20 protein-coding genes are annotated in these 17,974 nt (G+C 54.2%); 11 read left to right on the top strand and 9 right to left on the bottom strand.

Translation table 11 applies throughout. The features are described 5' to 3' along the window. The first annotated feature begins 51 nt into the window (after nucleotides 1-51). Nucleotides 52-336: a YqjD family protein gene (locus ED901_RS05045; RefSeq protein ID WP_056770122.1), complete on the top strand. Its 285-nt coding sequence runs from the start codon at nucleotides 52-54 to the stop codon at nucleotides 334-336. A 124-nt stretch (nucleotides 337-460) separates the two neighbouring features. Here the strand turns inward: ED901_RS05045 and ED901_RS05040 are convergent, their stop codons facing one another. Next, a complete protein-coding gene (locus ED901_RS05040) occupies nucleotides 461-1,219 on the bottom strand; it encodes a GntR family transcriptional regulator (RefSeq protein WP_240993868.1) in 759 nt (252 codons plus the stop codon). Between the two features lie 142 nt (nucleotides 1,220-1,361). Then, nucleotides 1,362-2,471: a sugar phosphate isomerase/epimerase family protein gene (locus ED901_RS05035; protein ID WP_122095135.1), complete on the bottom strand. Its 1,110-nt coding sequence runs from the start codon at nucleotides 2,469-2,471 to the stop codon at nucleotides 1,362-1,364. Nucleotides 2,472-3,036: 565 nt separating this feature from the next. On the opposite strand from ED901_RS05035, the gene ED901_RS05030 reads away from it, so the two are divergent. From ED901_RS05030 to ED901_RS05000, 7 genes are all read left to right on the top strand, one after another. After that, on the top strand, nucleotides 3,037-4,149 hold the full coding sequence (locus ED901_RS05030; protein WP_056770115.1) for an ABC transporter ATP-binding protein: 1,113 nt from the start codon (nucleotides 3,037-3,039) through the stop codon (nucleotides 4,147-4,149). Between the two features lie 25 nt (nucleotides 4,150-4,174). Continuing rightward, the gene (locus ED901_RS05025; RefSeq protein WP_122095133.1) at nucleotides 4,175-5,224 is read left to right on the top strand and encodes a PotD/PotF family extracellular solute-binding protein; all 1,050 of its coding nucleotides are present in this window, start codon (nucleotides 4,175-4,177) and stop codon (nucleotides 5,222-5,224) included. A gap of 9 nt (nucleotides 5,225-5,233) precedes the next feature. Then, nucleotides 5,234-6,061 carry an ABC transporter permease gene (locus ED901_RS05020; RefSeq protein WP_056770107.1) on the top strand — a complete coding sequence of 276 codons (828 nt, stop codon included), beginning with the start codon at nucleotides 5,234-5,236 and terminating at the stop codon, nucleotides 6,059-6,061. Then, complete coding sequence (locus ED901_RS05015; protein WP_056770104.1) at nucleotides 6,054-6,875, top strand: ABC transporter permease; 822 nt, start codon at nucleotides 6,054-6,056, stop codon at nucleotides 6,873-6,875. Before ED901_RS05020 ends, ED901_RS05015 begins: the two co-directional genes overlap by 8 nt. A gap of 38 nt (nucleotides 6,876-6,913) precedes the next feature. After that, the gene (locus tag ED901_RS05010) at nucleotides 6,914-8,338 is read left to right on the top strand and encodes a Xaa-Pro peptidase family protein (protein WP_122095131.1); all 1,425 of its coding nucleotides are present in this window, start codon (nucleotides 6,914-6,916) and stop codon (nucleotides 8,336-8,338) included. Between the two features lies 1 nt (nucleotide 8,339). Then, nucleotides 8,340-8,996, top strand: a complete 657-nt coding sequence (locus ED901_RS05005; RefSeq protein ID WP_122095128.1) for a flavin reductase family protein — start codon at nucleotides 8,340-8,342, stop codon at nucleotides 8,994-8,996. 79 nt (nucleotides 8,997-9,075) lie between these two features. Next, complete coding sequence (locus ED901_RS05000) at nucleotides 9,076-9,273, top strand: hypothetical protein (RefSeq protein WP_056770092.1); 198 nt, start codon at nucleotides 9,076-9,078, stop codon at nucleotides 9,271-9,273. Between the two features lie 72 nt (nucleotides 9,274-9,345). Here the strand turns inward: ED901_RS05000 and ED901_RS04995 are convergent, their stop codons facing one another. From ED901_RS04995 to ED901_RS04980, 4 genes are all read right to left on the bottom strand, one after another. After that, a complete protein-coding gene (locus tag ED901_RS04995) occupies nucleotides 9,346-9,795 on the bottom strand; it encodes a YcgN family cysteine cluster protein (RefSeq protein ID WP_056770089.1) in 450 nt (149 codons plus the stop codon). 106 nt (nucleotides 9,796-9,901) lie between these two features. Further along, nucleotides 9,902-10,558: a fumarylacetoacetate hydrolase family protein gene (locus ED901_RS04990; RefSeq protein WP_122095126.1), complete on the bottom strand. Its 657-nt coding sequence runs from the start codon at nucleotides 10,556-10,558 to the stop codon at nucleotides 9,902-9,904. A gap of 24 nt (nucleotides 10,559-10,582) precedes the next feature. Next, nucleotides 10,583-11,761 (bottom strand): lytic transglycosylase domain-containing protein, encoded by a 1,179-nt coding sequence (locus tag ED901_RS04985; protein WP_056770078.1) that lies wholly within the window; start codon nucleotides 11,759-11,761, stop codon nucleotides 10,583-10,585. A gap of 123 nt (nucleotides 11,762-11,884) precedes the next feature. Continuing rightward, complete coding sequence (locus tag ED901_RS04980; RefSeq protein ID WP_122095125.1) at nucleotides 11,885-12,157, bottom strand: YcgL domain-containing protein; 273 nt, start codon at nucleotides 12,155-12,157, stop codon at nucleotides 11,885-11,887. Nucleotides 12,158-12,293: 136 nt separating this feature from the next. On the opposite strand from ED901_RS04980, the gene minC reads away from it, so the two are divergent. Genes minC through minE form a run of 3 tightly spaced genes read left to right on the top strand, consistent with a single transcriptional unit; the run spans nucleotide 12,294 to nucleotide 14,093 of the window. Continuing rightward, nucleotides 12,294-12,983 carry a septum site-determining protein MinC gene (minC, locus tag ED901_RS04975; protein ID WP_056770072.1) on the top strand — a complete coding sequence of 230 codons (690 nt, stop codon included), beginning with the start codon at nucleotides 12,294-12,296 and terminating at the stop codon, nucleotides 12,981-12,983. 24 nt (nucleotides 12,984-13,007) lie between these two features. Beyond that, entirely contained in the window at nucleotides 13,008-13,820 is an 813-nt protein-coding gene (minD, locus tag ED901_RS04970; protein ID WP_056770068.1) for a septum site-determining protein MinD, read from the top strand. A gap of 3 nt (nucleotides 13,821-13,823) precedes the next feature. Further along, on the top strand, nucleotides 13,824-14,093 hold the full coding sequence (gene minE / locus ED901_RS04965) for a cell division topological specificity factor MinE (RefSeq protein WP_056770062.1): 270 nt from the start codon (nucleotides 13,824-13,826) through the stop codon (nucleotides 14,091-14,093). A gap of 367 nt (nucleotides 14,094-14,460) precedes the next feature. Here minE and rnd read toward each other — a convergent pair whose 3' ends face one another. The 3 genes from rnd to ED901_RS04950 form a co-directional block, all read right to left on the bottom strand. Next, entirely contained in the window at nucleotides 14,461-15,582 is a 1,122-nt protein-coding gene (gene rnd / locus ED901_RS04960) for a ribonuclease D (protein ID WP_122095123.1), read from the bottom strand. Nucleotides 15,583-15,678: 96 nt separating this feature from the next. Beyond that, the gene (gene fadD, locus ED901_RS04955) at nucleotides 15,679-17,376 is read right to left on the bottom strand and encodes a long-chain-fatty-acid--CoA ligase FadD (RefSeq protein ID WP_056770052.1); all 1,698 of its coding nucleotides are present in this window, start codon (nucleotides 17,374-17,376) and stop codon (nucleotides 15,679-15,681) included. 229 nt (nucleotides 17,377-17,605) lie between these two features. Beyond that, nucleotides 17,606-17,974 (bottom strand): Slp family lipoprotein (locus tag ED901_RS04950; protein ID WP_122095121.1); only part of this gene is annotated, 369 nt, incomplete at its 5' end.

Here is a 17,974-nt window from a genome sequence, read left to right as displayed (position 1 = left end):
AGGACAGAGATTCCCTACTACGCTTTAAGTCTGCAAACAAAGGAGAATACGATGTCATCACAAGATTACGATAAAGACCTGAACAAAGACGCAAACCGTCTGGCTGATAAAGTTGAAAACAAAGCCAATGAATTTGCCGGTGAAGCGCAGAAGCAATTCGGCAACTTTGTTGACTCGCCAAAGCACCAGATTGAAGGCGCTGCCCGTAAGTTGTCCGGACAGGCAAGTGAAGCCCTCTCCGGCGTGGCTGACAAGGTGAAAGATAACCCGCTGTCTGGTCTTATCGCCGCAGGCGCCATTGGTGTTGTGCTGGGTTTACTGCTTGGCCGTAAGTAATAAGCCGTAATTCGTAAAACTTACGCCTCAGGGCCGGGAAACCGGCCCTGATAAAAATCCGGAGACTTCAGGTTTCCGGATTTTTTTTTGCGTGCAATTGGGGGAAGAGGCAAAGCAATCAGGCTCAGGAGAAATTTTCCAGCACCGACAGGAAGGAGTGTCTGTCGCCATGCCCCTCGGTGAGTCGCACGCGCCCTTCGATATCGGCCAGATGGTGGTCCATCAACTGCCGGGCTTTATTCAGATCTTTTTCTTTCAGCGCCGCCACAATCATGCGGTGATGATCCGCACCGCAGTCGTCTTTTCTTTTTTCCTCATACAGCGACATCACCAGCGAAAGCCGCGCTACGATTTTCGCCAGCATTTCCGTCAGCACAGGATTTCCCGCCAGCTCTGCCAGCACAATGTGAAACTTGCCGGAGAGCACGGTTTTGGATTTTTCATCGCCGTGAGAATGGGTGTGCTCTTCTTCGTCTGCCAGTTTCTCCAGCGCGCTGAGCTGTTCAGGCGTCGCGCGCTCAATCACGAATTCCAGCAACAGCGCTTCAATTCTGCGGCGCGCCTCAAACAGATTTTTGGCTTCTTCAATGCCCGGTTCGGCCACAAAGGTGCCCCGGTTCCTTTTGCGCTCCAGAAGATGATCGCTTTCCAGCACCCCCAGCGCGCCGCGCACCACGGTGCGGCTGACGCCGAAATGATCGGCAATCGCTTCTTCAAGTATTTTGGTGCCGGGGGTCAGCGCGCCCTCGCCGATCGCCGCCGCCAGCGTGGCGCGAATACGTTCGGACACATCGTCATTGCTGTCCGACTGGGTCACCGGTTTTTTGGCCGATGTTGCGGCTTTGCGAACCGGTACGCGCGGTTTGCGGGTTGTCTTTTCCACATCTGACCTCTTCTGGGATAAATTCGCAGTAACTGATGATGTTGTAATTATCTCGATAATAATATTGATTCGCCAATACACAATAGCCACGTGCAACCGGCTGCCGTGGCATTGCGTGGCGATCGGCCCGCCACAAGCCGCTTTATGACGCCTGCAACGGGATCCCTTTTTCGGTACACAGGGAGCGGATGTGGTGTGCAGATTTTTTGATGAAATGCACTGCCTCGCTGAAACCGTAAGATTGCTGTTCATAGGCAGGGTAGCCATAATTCAGGGTTTCATAGGTTTCCCAGTCTGCGATTTCACCGGCTTTCACCCTCCGCTCAAACGCGTCCACCATCGATAAATACGCTTCAAGCTCATGTGGCGACAAATCCGGATGACCGGCGCGCCACAGCGGATCGTCGAGCTGAATACACTGACGCGGATTGGCCTGACGGCGGTTGTCATCTGTCGACTGGGCGATTTCCAGCGAGAGATTCAGCGTCGGGTTGACCTTCGCCAGAACCGGCAGTATCGCGGCAAAATCGACGATGCCCTCACCGCACGGGCGCGGCTGGAAGTCAAAACCGCCCGGCGCTCTTCCCACGTAAGCGTCTTTGATGTGCGTCTGACGGACATAAGGCGCCAGTCGCTGCGTGGCCAGCAGCGGATGTTCACCGCGTTGCAGCATATTGGCGGTATCCAGCACCACGCCCACGCAGTCCTCACCCACCGCTTCTATCAGACGTAAGATCTCGAAAGAGGTGATTTCGTCATGCGTTTCGATATTCATATGAACACCACAGGCACGCGCCGCCGGTGCGAGCTTTCGCAGCACGTTTTCGATGCCCAGCAATTGCTCGTCCCAGGTGACATCTGTCCGAAAGCGGTCCACGGCCAGCCGCCCGCGATAGGCAGGTTTAAAATTGCCCGGCGACACCCACAATTCCCGGCAGCCGTTTTCGGCGCTGACTTCCATCATCCTGATCAACCCGGCGATAATGTCCCCGCCTCCTGCCGCACGCAGCTCGGGGGATTCAGCACTGCAATAGGGGTTAATTTTCCCCAGCCCGCTTTCCAGATACAGCCCCAGTTCATCAGCTTTTGCGCGGATATCACGCAGCAATCCCCTGTCGAGATCAGGGCTCATATCTAAAACGCTACTGAAGAAGATGCCCTCCAGCCCCAACGCTTTTACGTGATCCAGACTCGCCAGCGGTCCGCGTTTTTTCACTTCGGGTAATTTCAGCCCGTCAATGCCCAGTCTCATTCATAACTCCTAAACAGTGTGGAACGACCTGTCATGCGCTGCAAGGGTCATGCCAGCAAAGATAAAAAGGCCGGGACCATAAGTTCATCTCACTGATTTAATGCGGCTTTAGGGTGAAATTAATATTATTATAAACTTTCGTATACTTGTACGAATCACAAACACTCCACTGAAGATCAACTTACGCAGCGGGTTCCGGTGATGCTGAAAAATTCAAATAAATTACTAAACCACTGAAAAATAATGTTTTTAATTCTTTTCCTCTTTTTGGCCGGAAACAACGCTGTTATCAGGGCGCTCCCATTTTGTTTGTTTATTGCACCATCACGACCCGTTTATCGCACCAAAATGGCGAAAACAGACTGAAAACTAATATTCGAATATTTAGTATTATGTTTGTGATTATTAATATTCGGATATTAAAAAATTAAATATCACTTTATATTCAATGCATTAAAAAACTTTTCTGCTTAAAAATTCATACTGGCATGCCGTTTGCTCTTTCCTTTTCCATGCACCACCACCCAAAACCGTCCATGACTGCGACGTAGGATCAGGAAGCAATATGTCAGATATGCAAAACAGCGCTGAAACCAAACGCCTGAAAGTTCAGGGTCTTACTCACAGCTACGGCGGGAAAAACGCAATCGACAATGTCTCCTTCAATATTGAAGCCGGAGAAATTGTGGCGCTGCTCGGGCCGAGTGGCTGCGGTAAATCGACGGTACTGCGGGCCATCGCCGGTTTAATCCAGCCGAAAGCGGGTCGCATTGAACTGGGCGGGCAGGATCTCAGCGTCGTCTCGGCCAGAGCGCGCGGCATCGGGATGGTGTTTCAAAATTATGCGTTATTCCCGCATCTCACCGTTGCCGAAAACATCGCTTACCCGCTGGCCTGCCAGCAAGTTTCGCGGGCGGAACGCAAACAGCGCGTGGAGGAAATGCTGGCGCTGGTGAGACTCAGTGATTTTGGTAACCGCCTGCCCCGCGAACTTTCCGGCGGGCAACAGCAGCGTGTCGCGGTGGCACGCGCCATTGCCGGACGTCCTTCACTGCTGCTGCTGGATGAGCCTTTTGGTGCGCTGGATCGCGCGCTGCGTTTTGATCTGCAGGTGGAATTGCTGCATCTGCAAAAAACGCTCGGCATCACGACGCTTATCGTTACCCACGATCAGGAAGAAGCGCAGAGTCTGGCTAACCGTCTGGTGCTGATGAACAAAGGTGAAGTGGAACAAATCGACACGCCGATGGCGGTGTATGACACGCCTAAGACGCTGTTCGTCAACACCTTTATCGGGCAAACCAATATGCTGCACGGCACGGTATCGAGCCTCGGCGAGAACACCACGCTGATAAGCCTTGCCAATGAAAAGACGCTGCGCCTGCCGCGCCGTCTGAATTTCACTCAGGGTTCGAAGGTGACCCTCACTTTCCGCCCGGAAGAAGTTCGCCTCACGACCCAACCCAGCGACAGTGCCCAGCCGGTGCGGATGACCGTATCCGTTCCGCTGGGGCCGTCGCTGGTGCATGACCTGGCCTTTGAGGATGGCACCCGTCTGCGGGCGTCGGAACTCAGAGGCCCGTCCACCCGGATCCCGCCACCGGGCGCACAGCTTTTTGCCGAGATCGACACCGCACGGTGCCACGCTTTTCCGGCTGAGCCGGAATTCACACGTTAATCACTGACTATCAGAGGTAGAGACAATGAAGGACTTTGAAATAAGTCGTCGCCGGTTCGGTTATCTTGTGGCGGGAGTAGCGGCATCGACAATGATGCCCTTTTCTCTGCGCGCCGCGGCTGCCAGCAAAAGCAGCGCCGTGGCAGCAACCTTTCCCGGTAACTGGGAAGACGCCTACCGCACCGTAATTACACCGGTGCTGCAAAAAGAGGGCTACGGACTGACCATCGCGCCGGTCATGGCACAGGACCAACTGGCAAAAACCCTGGCAAGCCCGGGCCGCCCGCCTTATGACACGTTGCTGATGTCGCCGGGGCAAACAACGATTGCCGTTGAAAAAGACCTGATCCAGAAGATTGACCCTGCCCGCCTGAAAAACTGGGCCTTGCTCGACCCGTCATTTCAGGGGGAATACGGCCCGACGGTGACCATTGAAGTCAATGGCATTGCCTACAATCCCGATCTGGTTCCGCGCCCCAAAGGTTACCGGGATCTGTTTGAAAATCCGGCTTACAAAGGGCTGGTGTCATGGACTGGTTTTGAGTCAAACACTGCCGTCATGGCGTATACCGAGATCGCGAAAATCTTTGGTTCCGGCGCGCAGGACATGCAGGCAGTGTTCGATCTGTTCAAAAAGCACCCTGAGCAACTTAAGGCGATCGTCGACAGCACCAACCATCAGATGACGCTATTTCAGCAGGGAGAGATCGCGGTCTTCATGTGCAGCACCAACAACGTTGCCCGCCTGAAAAGTCTGGGAATGAATGCCGAGTTTGTGCATCCCGAAACCGGCTCTCCGGCGGCACCGGTCAATATTCATCTGACCAAAGGCGCCGCGAACCTGGATGCGGCCTACGCCTATATGGACGCGGCCATTTCACAGAGCGTTCAGCAGCAACTGATGCAACCGCCCACCGACATGTTCCCGACCAACCGGACGGTGGCGCTGACCCCGGCGATTGCCGCGTACCTGACGCGTGATCAGATCAAAACGCTGGTCTACCCGGACTGGGCGGCCATCAATAAAAACCGTGACAGCTGGATCCGCCAGTTCGATACGCTTGTGGCGGGCTAAGGTGAAAACATGAAGCAGAGCGGCTTTCCCTATGTGATACCGATGCTGGTACTTTCGGTGGTGTTTTTCGCCACGCCGCTGGCGGTACTGGTCGGATACAGTTTCGCCGGTGCCGGTGGCATGACCCTCAGCCACTACGGCCAGTTTTTCGGCGACGCCTTTAATTTTCGCGTTCTGATTAACACGGCCCGTCTTGGCATCGAAACGGTGATCGGCACCACCTTGCTCGGCGTTCCCGTGGCTCTGCTTTACTGGCACAGCGGCAAGAATGTGCGCCAGGCGATCGTCTTTCTGACGCTCATTCCCATGCTGACCAGCAACGTGGTCCGCACCTTTGCCTGGATAGTCATTCTCGGGCGTCAGGGGCCGATCAGCCAGACGCTGTTCTCACTGGGCATTACCGACGTGCCCACCAGCCTGATGTTCACCGAGCTCGGGCTGGTGATGGCGATGTGCCAGATTGATTTACCGCTGATCATCCTGCCGCTGATTGCCGTGCTTTCGCGCACGCCTTATCAGCTGACGGAAGCCGCTCAGGTTTCCGGCGCCGGTTCCTGGCGCATTCTGTTTACCCTGCTGGTGCCACTGATGCTGCCGGGGCTGCTGGCGGGCTGGATCCTGGTGTTCGCCAGCACCAGCAGTTCGTTCGTGACTCAGGCGGTGATCGGCGGCGCGCGTAACGTGTACGTGCCGCAGCTGATTTACCGCGAAGTGGGGACGCTGTTCAACTGGCCGCTGGCCTCCGCCATTGCCGTGGTGCTGCTGCTGACCACCGGTTGTCTGCTGGTCGCACTGACCATGATTTCACGCCACAGGAGACTGGTCGGCCATGCATAAACATCGCGAGAACCCGCTTCCGTCTTTGCTGTATAAGATTTTTGTTTTCGGCTTTGGCACGCTGTGCGTCATCTATCTGGTGGCGCCGATCGTGATCGCCCTGATGATGTCGTTCACCTCGGGGCAGACCCTTAAGTATCCGCCGCAGGGCTTTTCCCTGCGCTGGTATGAAGCGCTGCTGGACCCGGTGAAATCGGCAACGGAGCACATTGCAGCCTGGAACTCGCTGAAAATTGCCGGTCTGGCGGTGGCTGGCGCACTGCTGTTTGCGGTGCCTGCCACCATCGGTATGACCCGCATGAAGCGCCGCAGCGTCAATACGCTCGAGCCTTTGCTGCTGGCACCGCTGGTTCTGCCAAGCCTGGTTTACGGGCTGGCAGCGTTGATCGTCGCCAATTTTATCGGCTTCCCGCCTTCTCTCTGGCTGACCGTGACCGGGCACGTGGTGGTGTTCGGGCCGCTGATGTACCGCGCGGTGTCGGTGGTTGCGCAGGGCATGAATCCGTCGCTTGCCGAAGCCTCGACAACCCTGGGCGCCAGCTGGTTTATGACGCTGCGACGCGTCACGCTGCCGCTGCTGACGCCGGGCATCCTGGCCGGTGCCTTTTTGGTGTTTATCCAGTCGCTGGATAACGTCACAGTGTCACTTTTCCTGGCTGACGCGCGCACCACCGTTCTGCCGTTGCGCATGTTTGCGCTTATCGAAGAATCACTCGACGTCCGCGTGGCGGCAATGTCTGGAATATTAATCGCCGTGACATTGCTTGGCTTGCTCGTTGCCCGGCGGGTGCTGACCCCTGCGCGACAGCCTTAACACGCCATTTCCATGATCTTTTTTGAAAGGAACACCCTATGAATACTCGTGCGACACCTGCCGCTGGCTATCGCATCGGGTCGTTGCTGGCCGGTTTCGAGCCAGATTTCGACTTCTCCGCCCCGTTACCTCTTCCGCTGGAGGAGTTTGAGGAGCGCCTGCGCAAAATCAGACGTCAGGCCGTAGAGGCCGGGCACGACGCGATCGTCGTTCATGCCGGCAGCGTGGGCTGGTTCCATGCCTCTAATGCCTACCTGCGCTACATTTGCGACTGGATGCGCGAAGGGGTCCTGATTATCCCGACGGATTCAGATAAACCACTGACCCTGCTGTCATTTTTCACCCAGTCGGTACTGCTGCCGCCGGGCGGTGAGCCTCTGCTGGTGGAAGATATCTGGCAGATTGGTCCGGTGGGCCGCGAGTATGCCGATCGCCCTGGCGATGCGGTGTTAAACACGGCAGAAAAGTGCGCAGACATCCTTTCACGGCTGGGCATGAAGAATGCACAAATTGGCAGGATCGGCGACCGGACCTCCCTCACCTTTTGGGCCGCACTCAGCGCGCGGTTACCCGGCTGTCAGTTCGTTGCCGATAACGGCATTCTCGATCGGCTGCAAAAAGTCAGGTCACCGCGTGAAATTGAGATGTTCCGCGCCGCGGCGCAGTTGATCAGCATCGGCACTCAGGCGGCTTATCACGTCGCCAGACCCGGCGTGACCGATCACGAAATCTTCGCCGCGTTTACCGCAGCGCAAATGGCTTTTGGCGGCGAAACCGGCGACGGGTATCAGATTGGTATTAATGAATTTGGTACGCACTGCGGGAAACCTTACGGCCACGTCGTCCGTCCCGGTGATCTGATTAATCTGTACATTTCGAACGTCACCTGGCGGGGATATACCGCGCAGACGGCGCGTATGATCGCCGTCGGCGAGATCACCTCGCGCCAGGAAGAAGTGCTGGCCGCCTGCACACAAGGCGTTAAGCGTGCCGAGCAACTGATAAAACCCGGCGCACTGATGCGGGATATTAACAATGCCGCGTTTGGCCCGATGATAGAGCGCGGCATGCTGACGTCACCGGAAGCGCGCACCATGCCTTACAACTGGTCGCCGGAGTCAGACGGTTCCGCAAGACTTATTCCGCGTCAGTATGTGCGCGATATCGACTGGGAAGCGCAGGGTCGGACCCTGATGCACGTTTATCCGGCGACGCACGGTCCGCACAATCCTAATCTCGGCCATTCCGTTGGCATGGCGGGCGCGCAAAACAGTTTTAATATTTCATCTCATAACTACGATCGCCTGGAAGAAGGCATGGTGTTTGTGCTGCACGCCCAATGGCTGGAACCGCTGTCCGCCGGATGTAATATCGGCGATTGCTACGTCGTCACCCGGGACGGGTTTGAGAACCTCAGCCGTCATACCCCGCTTGAGACACATCGCATAAAAACCGGAGCCTGAGATGAACAGCAAGACATCCCATACCTATTTTGATTTTGCGACGCTGACTGAGAGGGAACGCTACAAAATTTTGATCGGCACCGTGATCCCCCGCCCTGTGGCGCTGGTGACGACCCTGAGTACAGACGGCATTCCGAATGCAGGACCCTTCAGTTTTTTCAATGTACTCACTCACGATCCGGCAATTGTTGCGATTGGCGTGGAGAATTATGCCGACATGCGCTTTAAAGACACGGCGCGCAATATTCGTGAAACCGGTGAGTTTACCGTGCACATAGTCGACGATGCGCTGGTCAGCCAGATGGAAATCTGTGCTATCAAATTTGGTCCGCAGGTCAATGAACTTGATGAGGCGGGGCTTGAGACAACGCCCGGTGAACGGGTGCGCAGCCCGCGTATTCTCGCCGCACCGGCCGCGCTGGAGTGTCGGCGACATACCATTTTGCAGGTGGGCGCCGCCCGTGAAATTATTCTGGGCGAAGTGGTGGGGGTTTATGTGCGCAGCGATGCCGTGAACCCGGAGAATTTACACATCGACCAGCAACTGATGGATGCGGTCGGTCGCATGGGCGGCAACACCTATTGCAGAACGCGGGAGCAGTTCGATGTAAAAACCCTCACCCCGGAACAATGGGAGGCGCGCAGGCTGGCACAATAATCGGGGAAATATGCCAAATCCTAATGAATTGACTCACATAGGCTATCATTAAGGTTTAGCTGAGAATGAGGAAACAACCATGACTCCAGTTGCCAGTTACACCGGTGCCGCAGTGTTTGTCCTGATTGGGATAGTGATGATCGTCATATTGTTCCGAAATCACAGAAGCAAGACTAACAGCAAGTTCCTGACGCCCGGCAATTGCCTGTTATCGGCTCTGGCGGTGGTGTCGTTCGTGATTGCCATCATCTTTGTGGGATCGTCGTCAGCCATGTGACGGCACAGTGATGCGGCGGCCTGCCGCATCGCTTTCCATCAGCAGTTCACTTCAGACAGTTACTTCAGACAGTTACTTCGCCCAGCTTGGTTTGTTCAGGATGTGATCCTGCCAGTCTTCCACGTCATCTTCGCGTACAGCGATATAACGCACGGAGATCTGCGCGGTGTGCATCGCGGATTTAGAGGCTTTGTTCAGCAGCGGGTGCCACGGAAACAGCGGTTTACCTTCGCCAATCAGACGGTAGGCGCAGGTCGGCGGCAACCAGTCGAAGGTGGTCAGGTTTTCGCGGGTCAGTTTGATGCAGTCTTCTTCAAGCGTAAAACGACGCTCGTAGTTGCGGCACTGACAGGATTTGATGTTCAGCTGATTACAGGCGACGTTGGTGAAATAGATTTCATCCGTGTCTTCATCTATCAGCTTGTGTAGACAGCATTGCCCGCAACCGTCGCACAATGCTTCCCATTCTTCGTTAGTCATTTCAGGCAGCGTCTTTTGCTGCCAAAAAGCGGGTTCAGTCATAGTGTGCATCCGGTAGAAGTAAAATGAGGGTGCTTATATAGACGCTTTGCGCCGCAGATGCAAGCAAAGCCGCCGGAAACGCACTCCGGCGCAGAGGAAAATTATCTCAGATCACGCGGGTGGTGACGTCCTTACCGTTCAGTGTAGCGCAGATTTCATCCCCCGCTTTTAACGGGCCAACGCCATGCGGCGTACCGGTCAAAATAATGTCACCGGCGCGCAGGGTGAAGAAACGGCTCATGTAGGCGATCAGCGGCAGGATAGGCGTCAGCATATCGCGCGTGTTCCCCTCCTGACGCAGTTCGCCGTTAATCAACAGGCGCAGCTCCGCCTGTTGCGCATCACCAAACTCACTCACCGGAATAAAACCGCTCATCGGGCAGGCACCATCGAAACCTTTGGCCTTTTCCCACGGCTGACCGGCGGCTTTGAACTGGCTCTGCAAATCGCGCAGCGTCAGATCAAGCGCAAGGCCGTATCCGGCAATGGCGTTGGCCACCCTGTCTGGCGTCGCCTGTTTCAACGGCGTGCCGATAAGCACCGCCAGTTCGATTTCGTGATGTACCGAACCCAGACCTGTGGGCAGCGCGATGGGCTGGCGGATATCGCACAGCGCCGTTTCCGGTTTGATAAACACCACCGGCTCCGCAGACACCTGACTGCCCATCTCTTTAATATGATCGGCGTAGTTATTGCCGACACACACCACCTTGTTCACCGGAAAATCCAGTAATGCGCCCTGCCAGTCTCTGTGTTGGTACATAACGTGACTCCTTGGTAAAAAGCCTTAGCCGCTGAACGGATTATGCGGCGCAGGTGCCAGTGGGGCGGACGGCGCTGAAGGCGCAGGTGCCAGCTCGCCGGAGGCTACCGGTGCCTGTGTCTGCGCGCCCATAATGCCGTCAGCCATCATGCCGATGCTCAGTGCAAAATAGGTTGAGCGGTTCCAGTGCATGATGGTGCGGAAATTATCGTAAACCAGGAACGCGCGGCCCTGCACATCATCCGGCGTAATCACCCATGCGCGCGTGGCGGTGGAAGCCAGCGGGCTGCCGTCTGCCTGCGTAATGCCCTGCTGCTGCCAGTAACTGGCCGGATGCATCTGGTTGTTTTTCAGACCCGCCAGGCTGGCATCAAAGTTAGCCGGAAGTTTGACTTCCTGACCCCATCCCTGATTATTCTTCCAGCCTTCTTTTGATAAGTAGTTCGCGGTAGAAGCAAAGACGTCGTCGGTATTTTTCCAGATATCGATTTTGCCGTCGCCATTGCCGTCAGCGCCGTAGTTCAGATAAGAACTTGGCATGAACTGCGACTGCCCCATCGCGCCTGCCCAGGAGCCTTTCATCATGTCGCTGGTGGCGTGACCGGAGTCGACGATTTTAAGCGCTGACATAAACTCTTTGGTGAAGAAGGCTTCGCGGCGCCCCTCAAAGGCCAGCGTCGCCAGCGCAGAGAACACGTCCTCTTTACCCTGGATCTTCCCGAAGCTGCTTTCCATTCCCCACAGCGCCACAATGTACTGAGGCTGCACGCCGTAGCGCGCGCTTGCCTGTTTCAGTGCTGGCAGGTTGTTCTGATACTGCTCCTGTGCGGCTTTGATTTTCCACTCAGGCAGAACGCGGGTCAGGTAATCGTCGAGGGTAATTTTCTTTTCCAGCTGATTACGGTCCGAATTGATGACGCGATCCACGAAATGGATATTGGCGAAGGTGCTGTCGAGGGTTTGCTGGCTGATGCCTTGCGCCAGCGCCTGGGCTTTCAGTTGTTCAACGTAAGCCGGAAATTCTGCCGGATCCCTTCCCTGTTCTGCCAGTGAGGTTTTGGCAGGGGCGGCTGGCGGCGTTGATGCGGGTGCCTGAGCGGCAGCCGCTGGCTGTGTGGCGGGTTGCCCGGAGGTGGCTTTCTGCGCTGCGCAACCGCTAAGGATAATCAGGGGCGTTAATACTGCCAGTGCCGACAATTTCATCAAACTCTTCCTTTTGACATTCTAAAAATGATTCATCGCTGTAAGCTTTAGATACTACAACGATGAATGCAAGTTATGAGGTCCGAAAGTTCGGGAAATGCCGAAACTAATGTCAGGAAAGGATTATTTATTGCTGTCGCTGAGGTGCATGTTCAATAAACTTTCAACCGGTGGTGGCACTTGCAAATAATAACCTTGTTCTTCGAGTGCCTGACGGACTTTGGCAATATCAGCCGTGGCCAATTTTTCGCGGTTCGCCAGATTGAGCATCATTGAGAACTGTGGCACGCCAAAACCTTTAAGTAATTCTTCAGGCACGCGAGAGAAATCGTCTTTTTTTTCGACATACAGATAAGTCCGGTCGCGTTTAGTACTTCTATAGATCACACAAAACATTTTTTTAACTCTATTTAATTGAAACGGCGGCTTGCGGAGATATAACTGTAACTATACCATGCTTAATGTACATCGGAATATCGCCCCCCGAGTGGTATTCCGGGGATTTAGAGTTGCTGAGACTGAGTCAGGATAGATGTCACAATCGCCAATAGAACTAAAAGGCAGCAGTTTTACCTTATCGGTTGTTCATTTACATAGTTCACAACCTGAGGTTATTTACCAGGCATTACAGGAAAAAGTGGAGCAAGCTCCGGCCTTTTTGAAAAATGCCCCTGTTGTTATCAACGTTGCATCACTCAGTGGTGACGCAAACTGGAAAGACATTCAACAGGCTGTCGCTTCTGCAGGCTTTCGCGTTGTTGGCATCAGTGGTTGCAAAGACGAAAAGCAAAAACGCGCACTTTCCCGCACCGGTTTACCGCTGCTGAGTGAAGGCCGTGCACAGCGTATCGCCGCCGAGCCGCCCGTCCCTGTCGTACCCGATAATGCCCCGGCTAAAACCCGCATTGTCAGTACGCCGGTCAGATCCGGCCAACAGATTTATGCCCGTAACAGCGACCTCATTGTGACGAGCAGCGTCAGCGCAGGTGCGGAACTGATTGCCGATGGCAATATCCACATCTACGGCATGATGCGAGGAAGAGCACTGGCAGGGGCCGCAGGGGATGCAAATTGTCAGATTTTTTGCACACTGCTGGGCGCTGAGCTGGTTTCTATCGCAGGGCAGTACTGGTTGAGTGATCAAATCCCGGCCGACTATCTCGGTCAGGCCGCGCGCCTCAGCCTGATAAATAACGTGTTAACCATACAACCTTTAAACTAAGCCCTTTTGACAAGGAATCCATTCATGGCACGCATCATAGTTGTTACATCGGGTAAAGGGGGCGTTGGCAAGACCACTTCAAGCGCGGCCATCGCTACCGGTTTAGCTCAAAAAGGCAAGAAGACTGTTGTTATCGATTTCGATATTGGTTTGCGTAACCTGGATCTGATCATGGGCTGTGAACGCCGCGTGGTGTATGACTTCGTTAACGTTATCCAGGGCGATGCCACGCTGAATCAGGCGCTGATTAAAGATAAGCGCACCGATAACCTGTTCATTCTTCCGGCTTCTCAAACGCGTGATAAAGACGCGCTGACGCACGAAGGCGTCGAAAAAATCCTCAATGATTTAAACGAAATGCAATTTGACTTCGTGGTGTGCGATTCCCCTGCGGGCATCGAAACCGGCGCGCTGATGGCGCTGTATTTTGCCGATGAAGCGATCATCACCACCAACCCTGAAGTCTCTTCCGTTCGTGACTCAGACCGCATTTTGGGCATTTTATCGTCTAAATCCCGTCGTGCGGAGAAAGGCTTAGAGCCTATCAAAGAACATCTGCTTCTCACTCGTTATAACCCGGGTCGCGTAAGCCGTGGCGATATGCTGAGCATGGAAGACGTGCTGGAAATTCTGCGTATTCCACTGTTGGGTGTGATCCCTGAAGACCAGTCAGTGCTGCGCGCGTCCAACCAGGGCGAGCCGGTGATTCTGGATCAGGAATCCGATGCAGGCAAAGCGTACGATGACACCGTCAGCCGTTTGCTTGGTGAAGAACGTGCGTTCCGTTTTATTGAGGAAGAGAAGAAGAGTTTCCTGAAACGCCTTTTTGGGGGATAAACCATGGCCTTGTTAGATTTCTTTCTGTCCCGTAAAAAGCCGACAGCCAATATAGCCAAGGAACGGCTACAAATCATCGTAGCAGAGCGACGCAGGGGGGACAGCGAACCCTCCTATTTGCCTGATCTGAAACGTGATATTTTGGCGGTGATCTGTAAATACATTAAGATCGATCCGGAGATGTTGCAGGTTCAGTTTGAGCAAAAAGGGGATGATATTTCAGTGCTTGAGCTGAACGTCACCTTGCCTGAATCGGAAGAAACGCCTAAATGACAGCAGTTGAGTTGCAGGTTATTACGGTGTATTTACCAGGTTAATGTCCCCCTGCTCGCTCAGGGGGTTACCTGAACATGACGTTATTCGTTAAACACTGTATAACCACCCACTGTTTAAATAAACACGCTTTCCGTTTTACCCTGCTTTATTTCTGTTTTTCTGACGATCTTCTATTAAGACTCATCCCATTTAGCCTGGCTGATATTCCCTTTACTGTGGCTTAATGCCCCTATTCTAAGTTGTACTTCCCTGTCCATTATTCCGGCGTTTGCGGAAATAAAATGCACAAATAAAAAAAGGACGAAATTAATTCCGCCCTTTTTATTCATCAACTGAATTTAATTACCCTTACGGGAATGATGACTCAGTAATCTTTCAGTATTTCCGCCAGCCTTTCGCCTAACAGTTTACCGCGCCAGCCGCTGATTAATTCAGGCTGGGATTCTTTGGTTTTTAACTGCCAGTGGCTGCTCAGTAATTGATTTATCTGACGACGCGACGCCAGAAGTTCAACACTCAGGCCGCTCTCTTCGCTGACGGTCTGGATAAGCGCTTTAATGTCTTTGAAGACTTTGCGATAGCCCGACTGATCAATCAGGTTCTGGATCGGCGCAGGCAATTCAGACTCATCCAGCGCATTCGACTCTTCCACCAGCGCCAGCAGCGTGCGCCCATGATAGCGGATTTCCGGGCCGCTCAAGCCCAGGGACTCAAGCTCACCCAGTGAACCAGGCTGATAGCGCGCGACCTGCCACAGATTCTCTTCACGTACCACGAAGTTAACCGCCAGGTCACGCTGACGGGCCTGGTTAAGACGCCATGCCGCCAGCAGTTTCAGACAACCCAACTGACGCGGGCGCAACTGGAATGCATTGGTGATCTCCAGATATGCCAGTTCCGGTTGCAGCACCTCTTTACGTCGGCGGCACAGCGCCAGACATTCATCCAGCGCAGCATCCATCCACCCGGCTTCTTCGGTTTCTTTCATCAACTGGTCAGCAAGCGGTAATAGATACCACACGTCAGCGGCAGCGTAGACGCACTGTTTTTCGCTCAGCGGACGGGCGATCCAGTCGGTGCGGGATTCACTTTTATCCAGCTCAACGCCGGTCGTTTCCGCTACCAGACGTGCAAAACCGCAGGACAGCGGACGCCCGCTGAAGGCCGCCAGGATCTGCGTATCAATCAGAGGTGTCGGCATCACGCCAAAGGCGTTGAGAAACACTTCCAGATCTTCGCTGCCGGCGTGCAGGAATTTCACCACATCAGGATTGGTCAGCAGATCGATAAAAGGCTGCCAGGCCGTGATCGGTAACGGGTCGATCAGCGTCAGCTTCTCGCCGTCGAATAACTGGATCAGACCCAGTTGCGGATAATAGGTGCGGGTGCGGACAAATTCGGTATCCAGCGCGATTTTACTGTGCGCTTTCGCCTGGAGGCAAACCTGCTCCAGCGCGTCATTGGTGGTAATTAACTGATAATTCAAATCTTATTTCTCTTAATCATAACTGCGTTATAACGTGACAACGCCGGACATCGCCGGCGTTTGGAGTCTGACCATCACTGAGTGGCATGCTAACCGTTATGCAGCGTCCTGTTTGGGGTCGGCTTTCGGTTTAGTCTGTTCATCACGAAGCTCGCGTCGGAGAATTTTTCCGACATTAGACTTCGGTAATTCATCGCGAAACTCAACTATCTTCGGTACTTTGTAACCGGTTAATAACCGGCGGCAATGCGCCAGGAGTTCTTCGCTGGTCAGTGACGGGTCTTTCTTCACCACGCAAATTTTGACGATTTCACCGGACGCGTCATTAGGTACGCCAATAGCAGCGACCTCCAGAACCTTGTCATGTTGTGAAACCACCTCTTCAATTTCGTTAGGGTAGACATTGAAACCTGAAACCAGAATCATGTCTTTTTTACGATCGACAATCCTGATAAAACCCTGCTCGTCCACTGTAACGATATCGCCCGTCGATAACCAGCCATCTTTTAGCACCTCATCGGTGGCGGAAGGCCGTTGCCAGTAACCGAGCATCACCTGCGGGCCACGAACCAGCAACTCACCCGGCTCTCCGGGTGCGACGTCCTGACCGTTGTCATCGACCAGACGTATTTCTGTGGAGGGCACCGGTATACCGATGCTGCCGCTGTAGTGCTTCAGATCGTACGGATTTCCCGCCACCAGTGGCGAACATTCGGTCAGACCGTAGCCTTCCAGCAGATGCTTGCCGGTGAGTTTTTCCCATTTATCCGCCACAGATTTCTGCACGGACATTCCGCCGCCCACAGAAAGGCGCAGCGTCGAGAAATCCAGCTCGCGGAAATCTTCGTTATTCAGCATTGCATTAAATAACGTATTCACGCCACTGATGGCGGTAAACGGATATTTCGCCAGCTCTTTCACCATTCCCGGCACATCGCGCGGGTTGGTGATCAGCAAGCTGCGCCCGCCCATTTCGAGGAAAAGCAGGCAGTTTACGGTCAGTGCGAAGATGTGGTAAAGCGGCAGCGCCGTCACCACCAGCTCCTGGCCGGGACGCAACAGAGGCGCATAGGCCGCTTTCGCCTGCTCCAGATTTGCCTGCATATTACGGTGTGTCAGCATCGCGCCTTTGGCCACGCCCGTGGTACCGCCGGTGTATTGCAGAAACGCCAGATCGTCATTAATCACATCGGGTTTGATGTATTGCAGACGGCGTCCGCGTTGCAATGCTGTACGGAAAGAGATCGCGTTCGGCAGATGGTATTTCGGCACCAGGCGTTTGATATATTTAACGACGAAATTCACCAGCGTGCCTTTGGCCGCAGAAAGCTGATCGCCCATACGGGTGAGGATCACATGCTTCACCTGCGTTTTGTAGACCACTTTTTCCAGCGTATGAGCAAAATTGGAGACAATGACAATCGCACTTGCGCCGCTGTCATTGAGCTGATGTTCCAGCTCGCGCGGGGTATAAAGCGGATTGACGTTAACCACCACCATGCCCGCGCGCAACACCCCAAACAGGGCAATCGGGTATTGCAGCAGATTCGGCATCATCAGCGCCACGCGGTCACCCTTTTGCAAACCCAGCTCGTTTTGCAGGTAGGCAGCAAAGGCCCGGCTGCGCTCTTCGAGTTTTCGAAAAGTCATCACCTCGCCCATGTTGATGAATGCCGGACTGTCGGCATAACGCAACGTGGCGTTCTCAAACATCTCGACCAGCGAGCTGTAGCGATCGGGGTCGATGTTCTCAGGAACATCTGCCGGATAACGTTTTAGCCAGACCTTTTCCAAGGTATTACTCCTGAATCTGTTGCCATCTCAATGCGACGAGTTTTATCACGTCTTTAACAATATTTTAACTCAGCTTACCAGTTGCGTTTCAAACAATGTCGAGGTTGAGAGGCATATCACTATTTCCACGCCGTCCGTGGCTAAAAAAGAAAAAGGCGGCAATTAAGCCGCCTTAAAAACGATCTTGTCTGAGTGTTATGTCTGCGGCGGAGGCCTGCGCCGCAGTGCTTTATTCAGTAACGACACTCTCGACCCGTGCAGGTGTCGTGTCATACCATCCCGGCCCGAAGCCCGGCCCAAACCCTCGCCCCCAGGAATCATAAGGACCACCGTAGCCCCAGCCCCAAGGGCCGATAGGTTGCGGTGGCATGACCACCTGTTGCTGGATCCGCCAGCGTTTATAGCTGTTGACGTTCACGGTCACAAAATCATAGGACGATTCGCCAATCTTGCCCTTTTCAACGCCGGTGATAGGCCCGACAACGGTCACCAGCTGATTGCGATAATCGACAGGATCAACGAATCCATTGATGTACGCCAGAATACGCCCGCGTGAGGCCGCGCCTAAGATCGGTCGCGCGCCGTCATCCAGCGGAAC

Source organism: Rahnella sp. Larv3_ips (assembly GCF_003697865.1).
Classification (GTDB): domain Bacteria; phylum Pseudomonadota; class Gammaproteobacteria; order Enterobacterales; family Enterobacteriaceae; genus Rahnella; species Rahnella rivi.
Note: the sequence above shows the minus strand (reverse complement) of the source record. Positions and strands in the feature narration are given on the sequence as shown.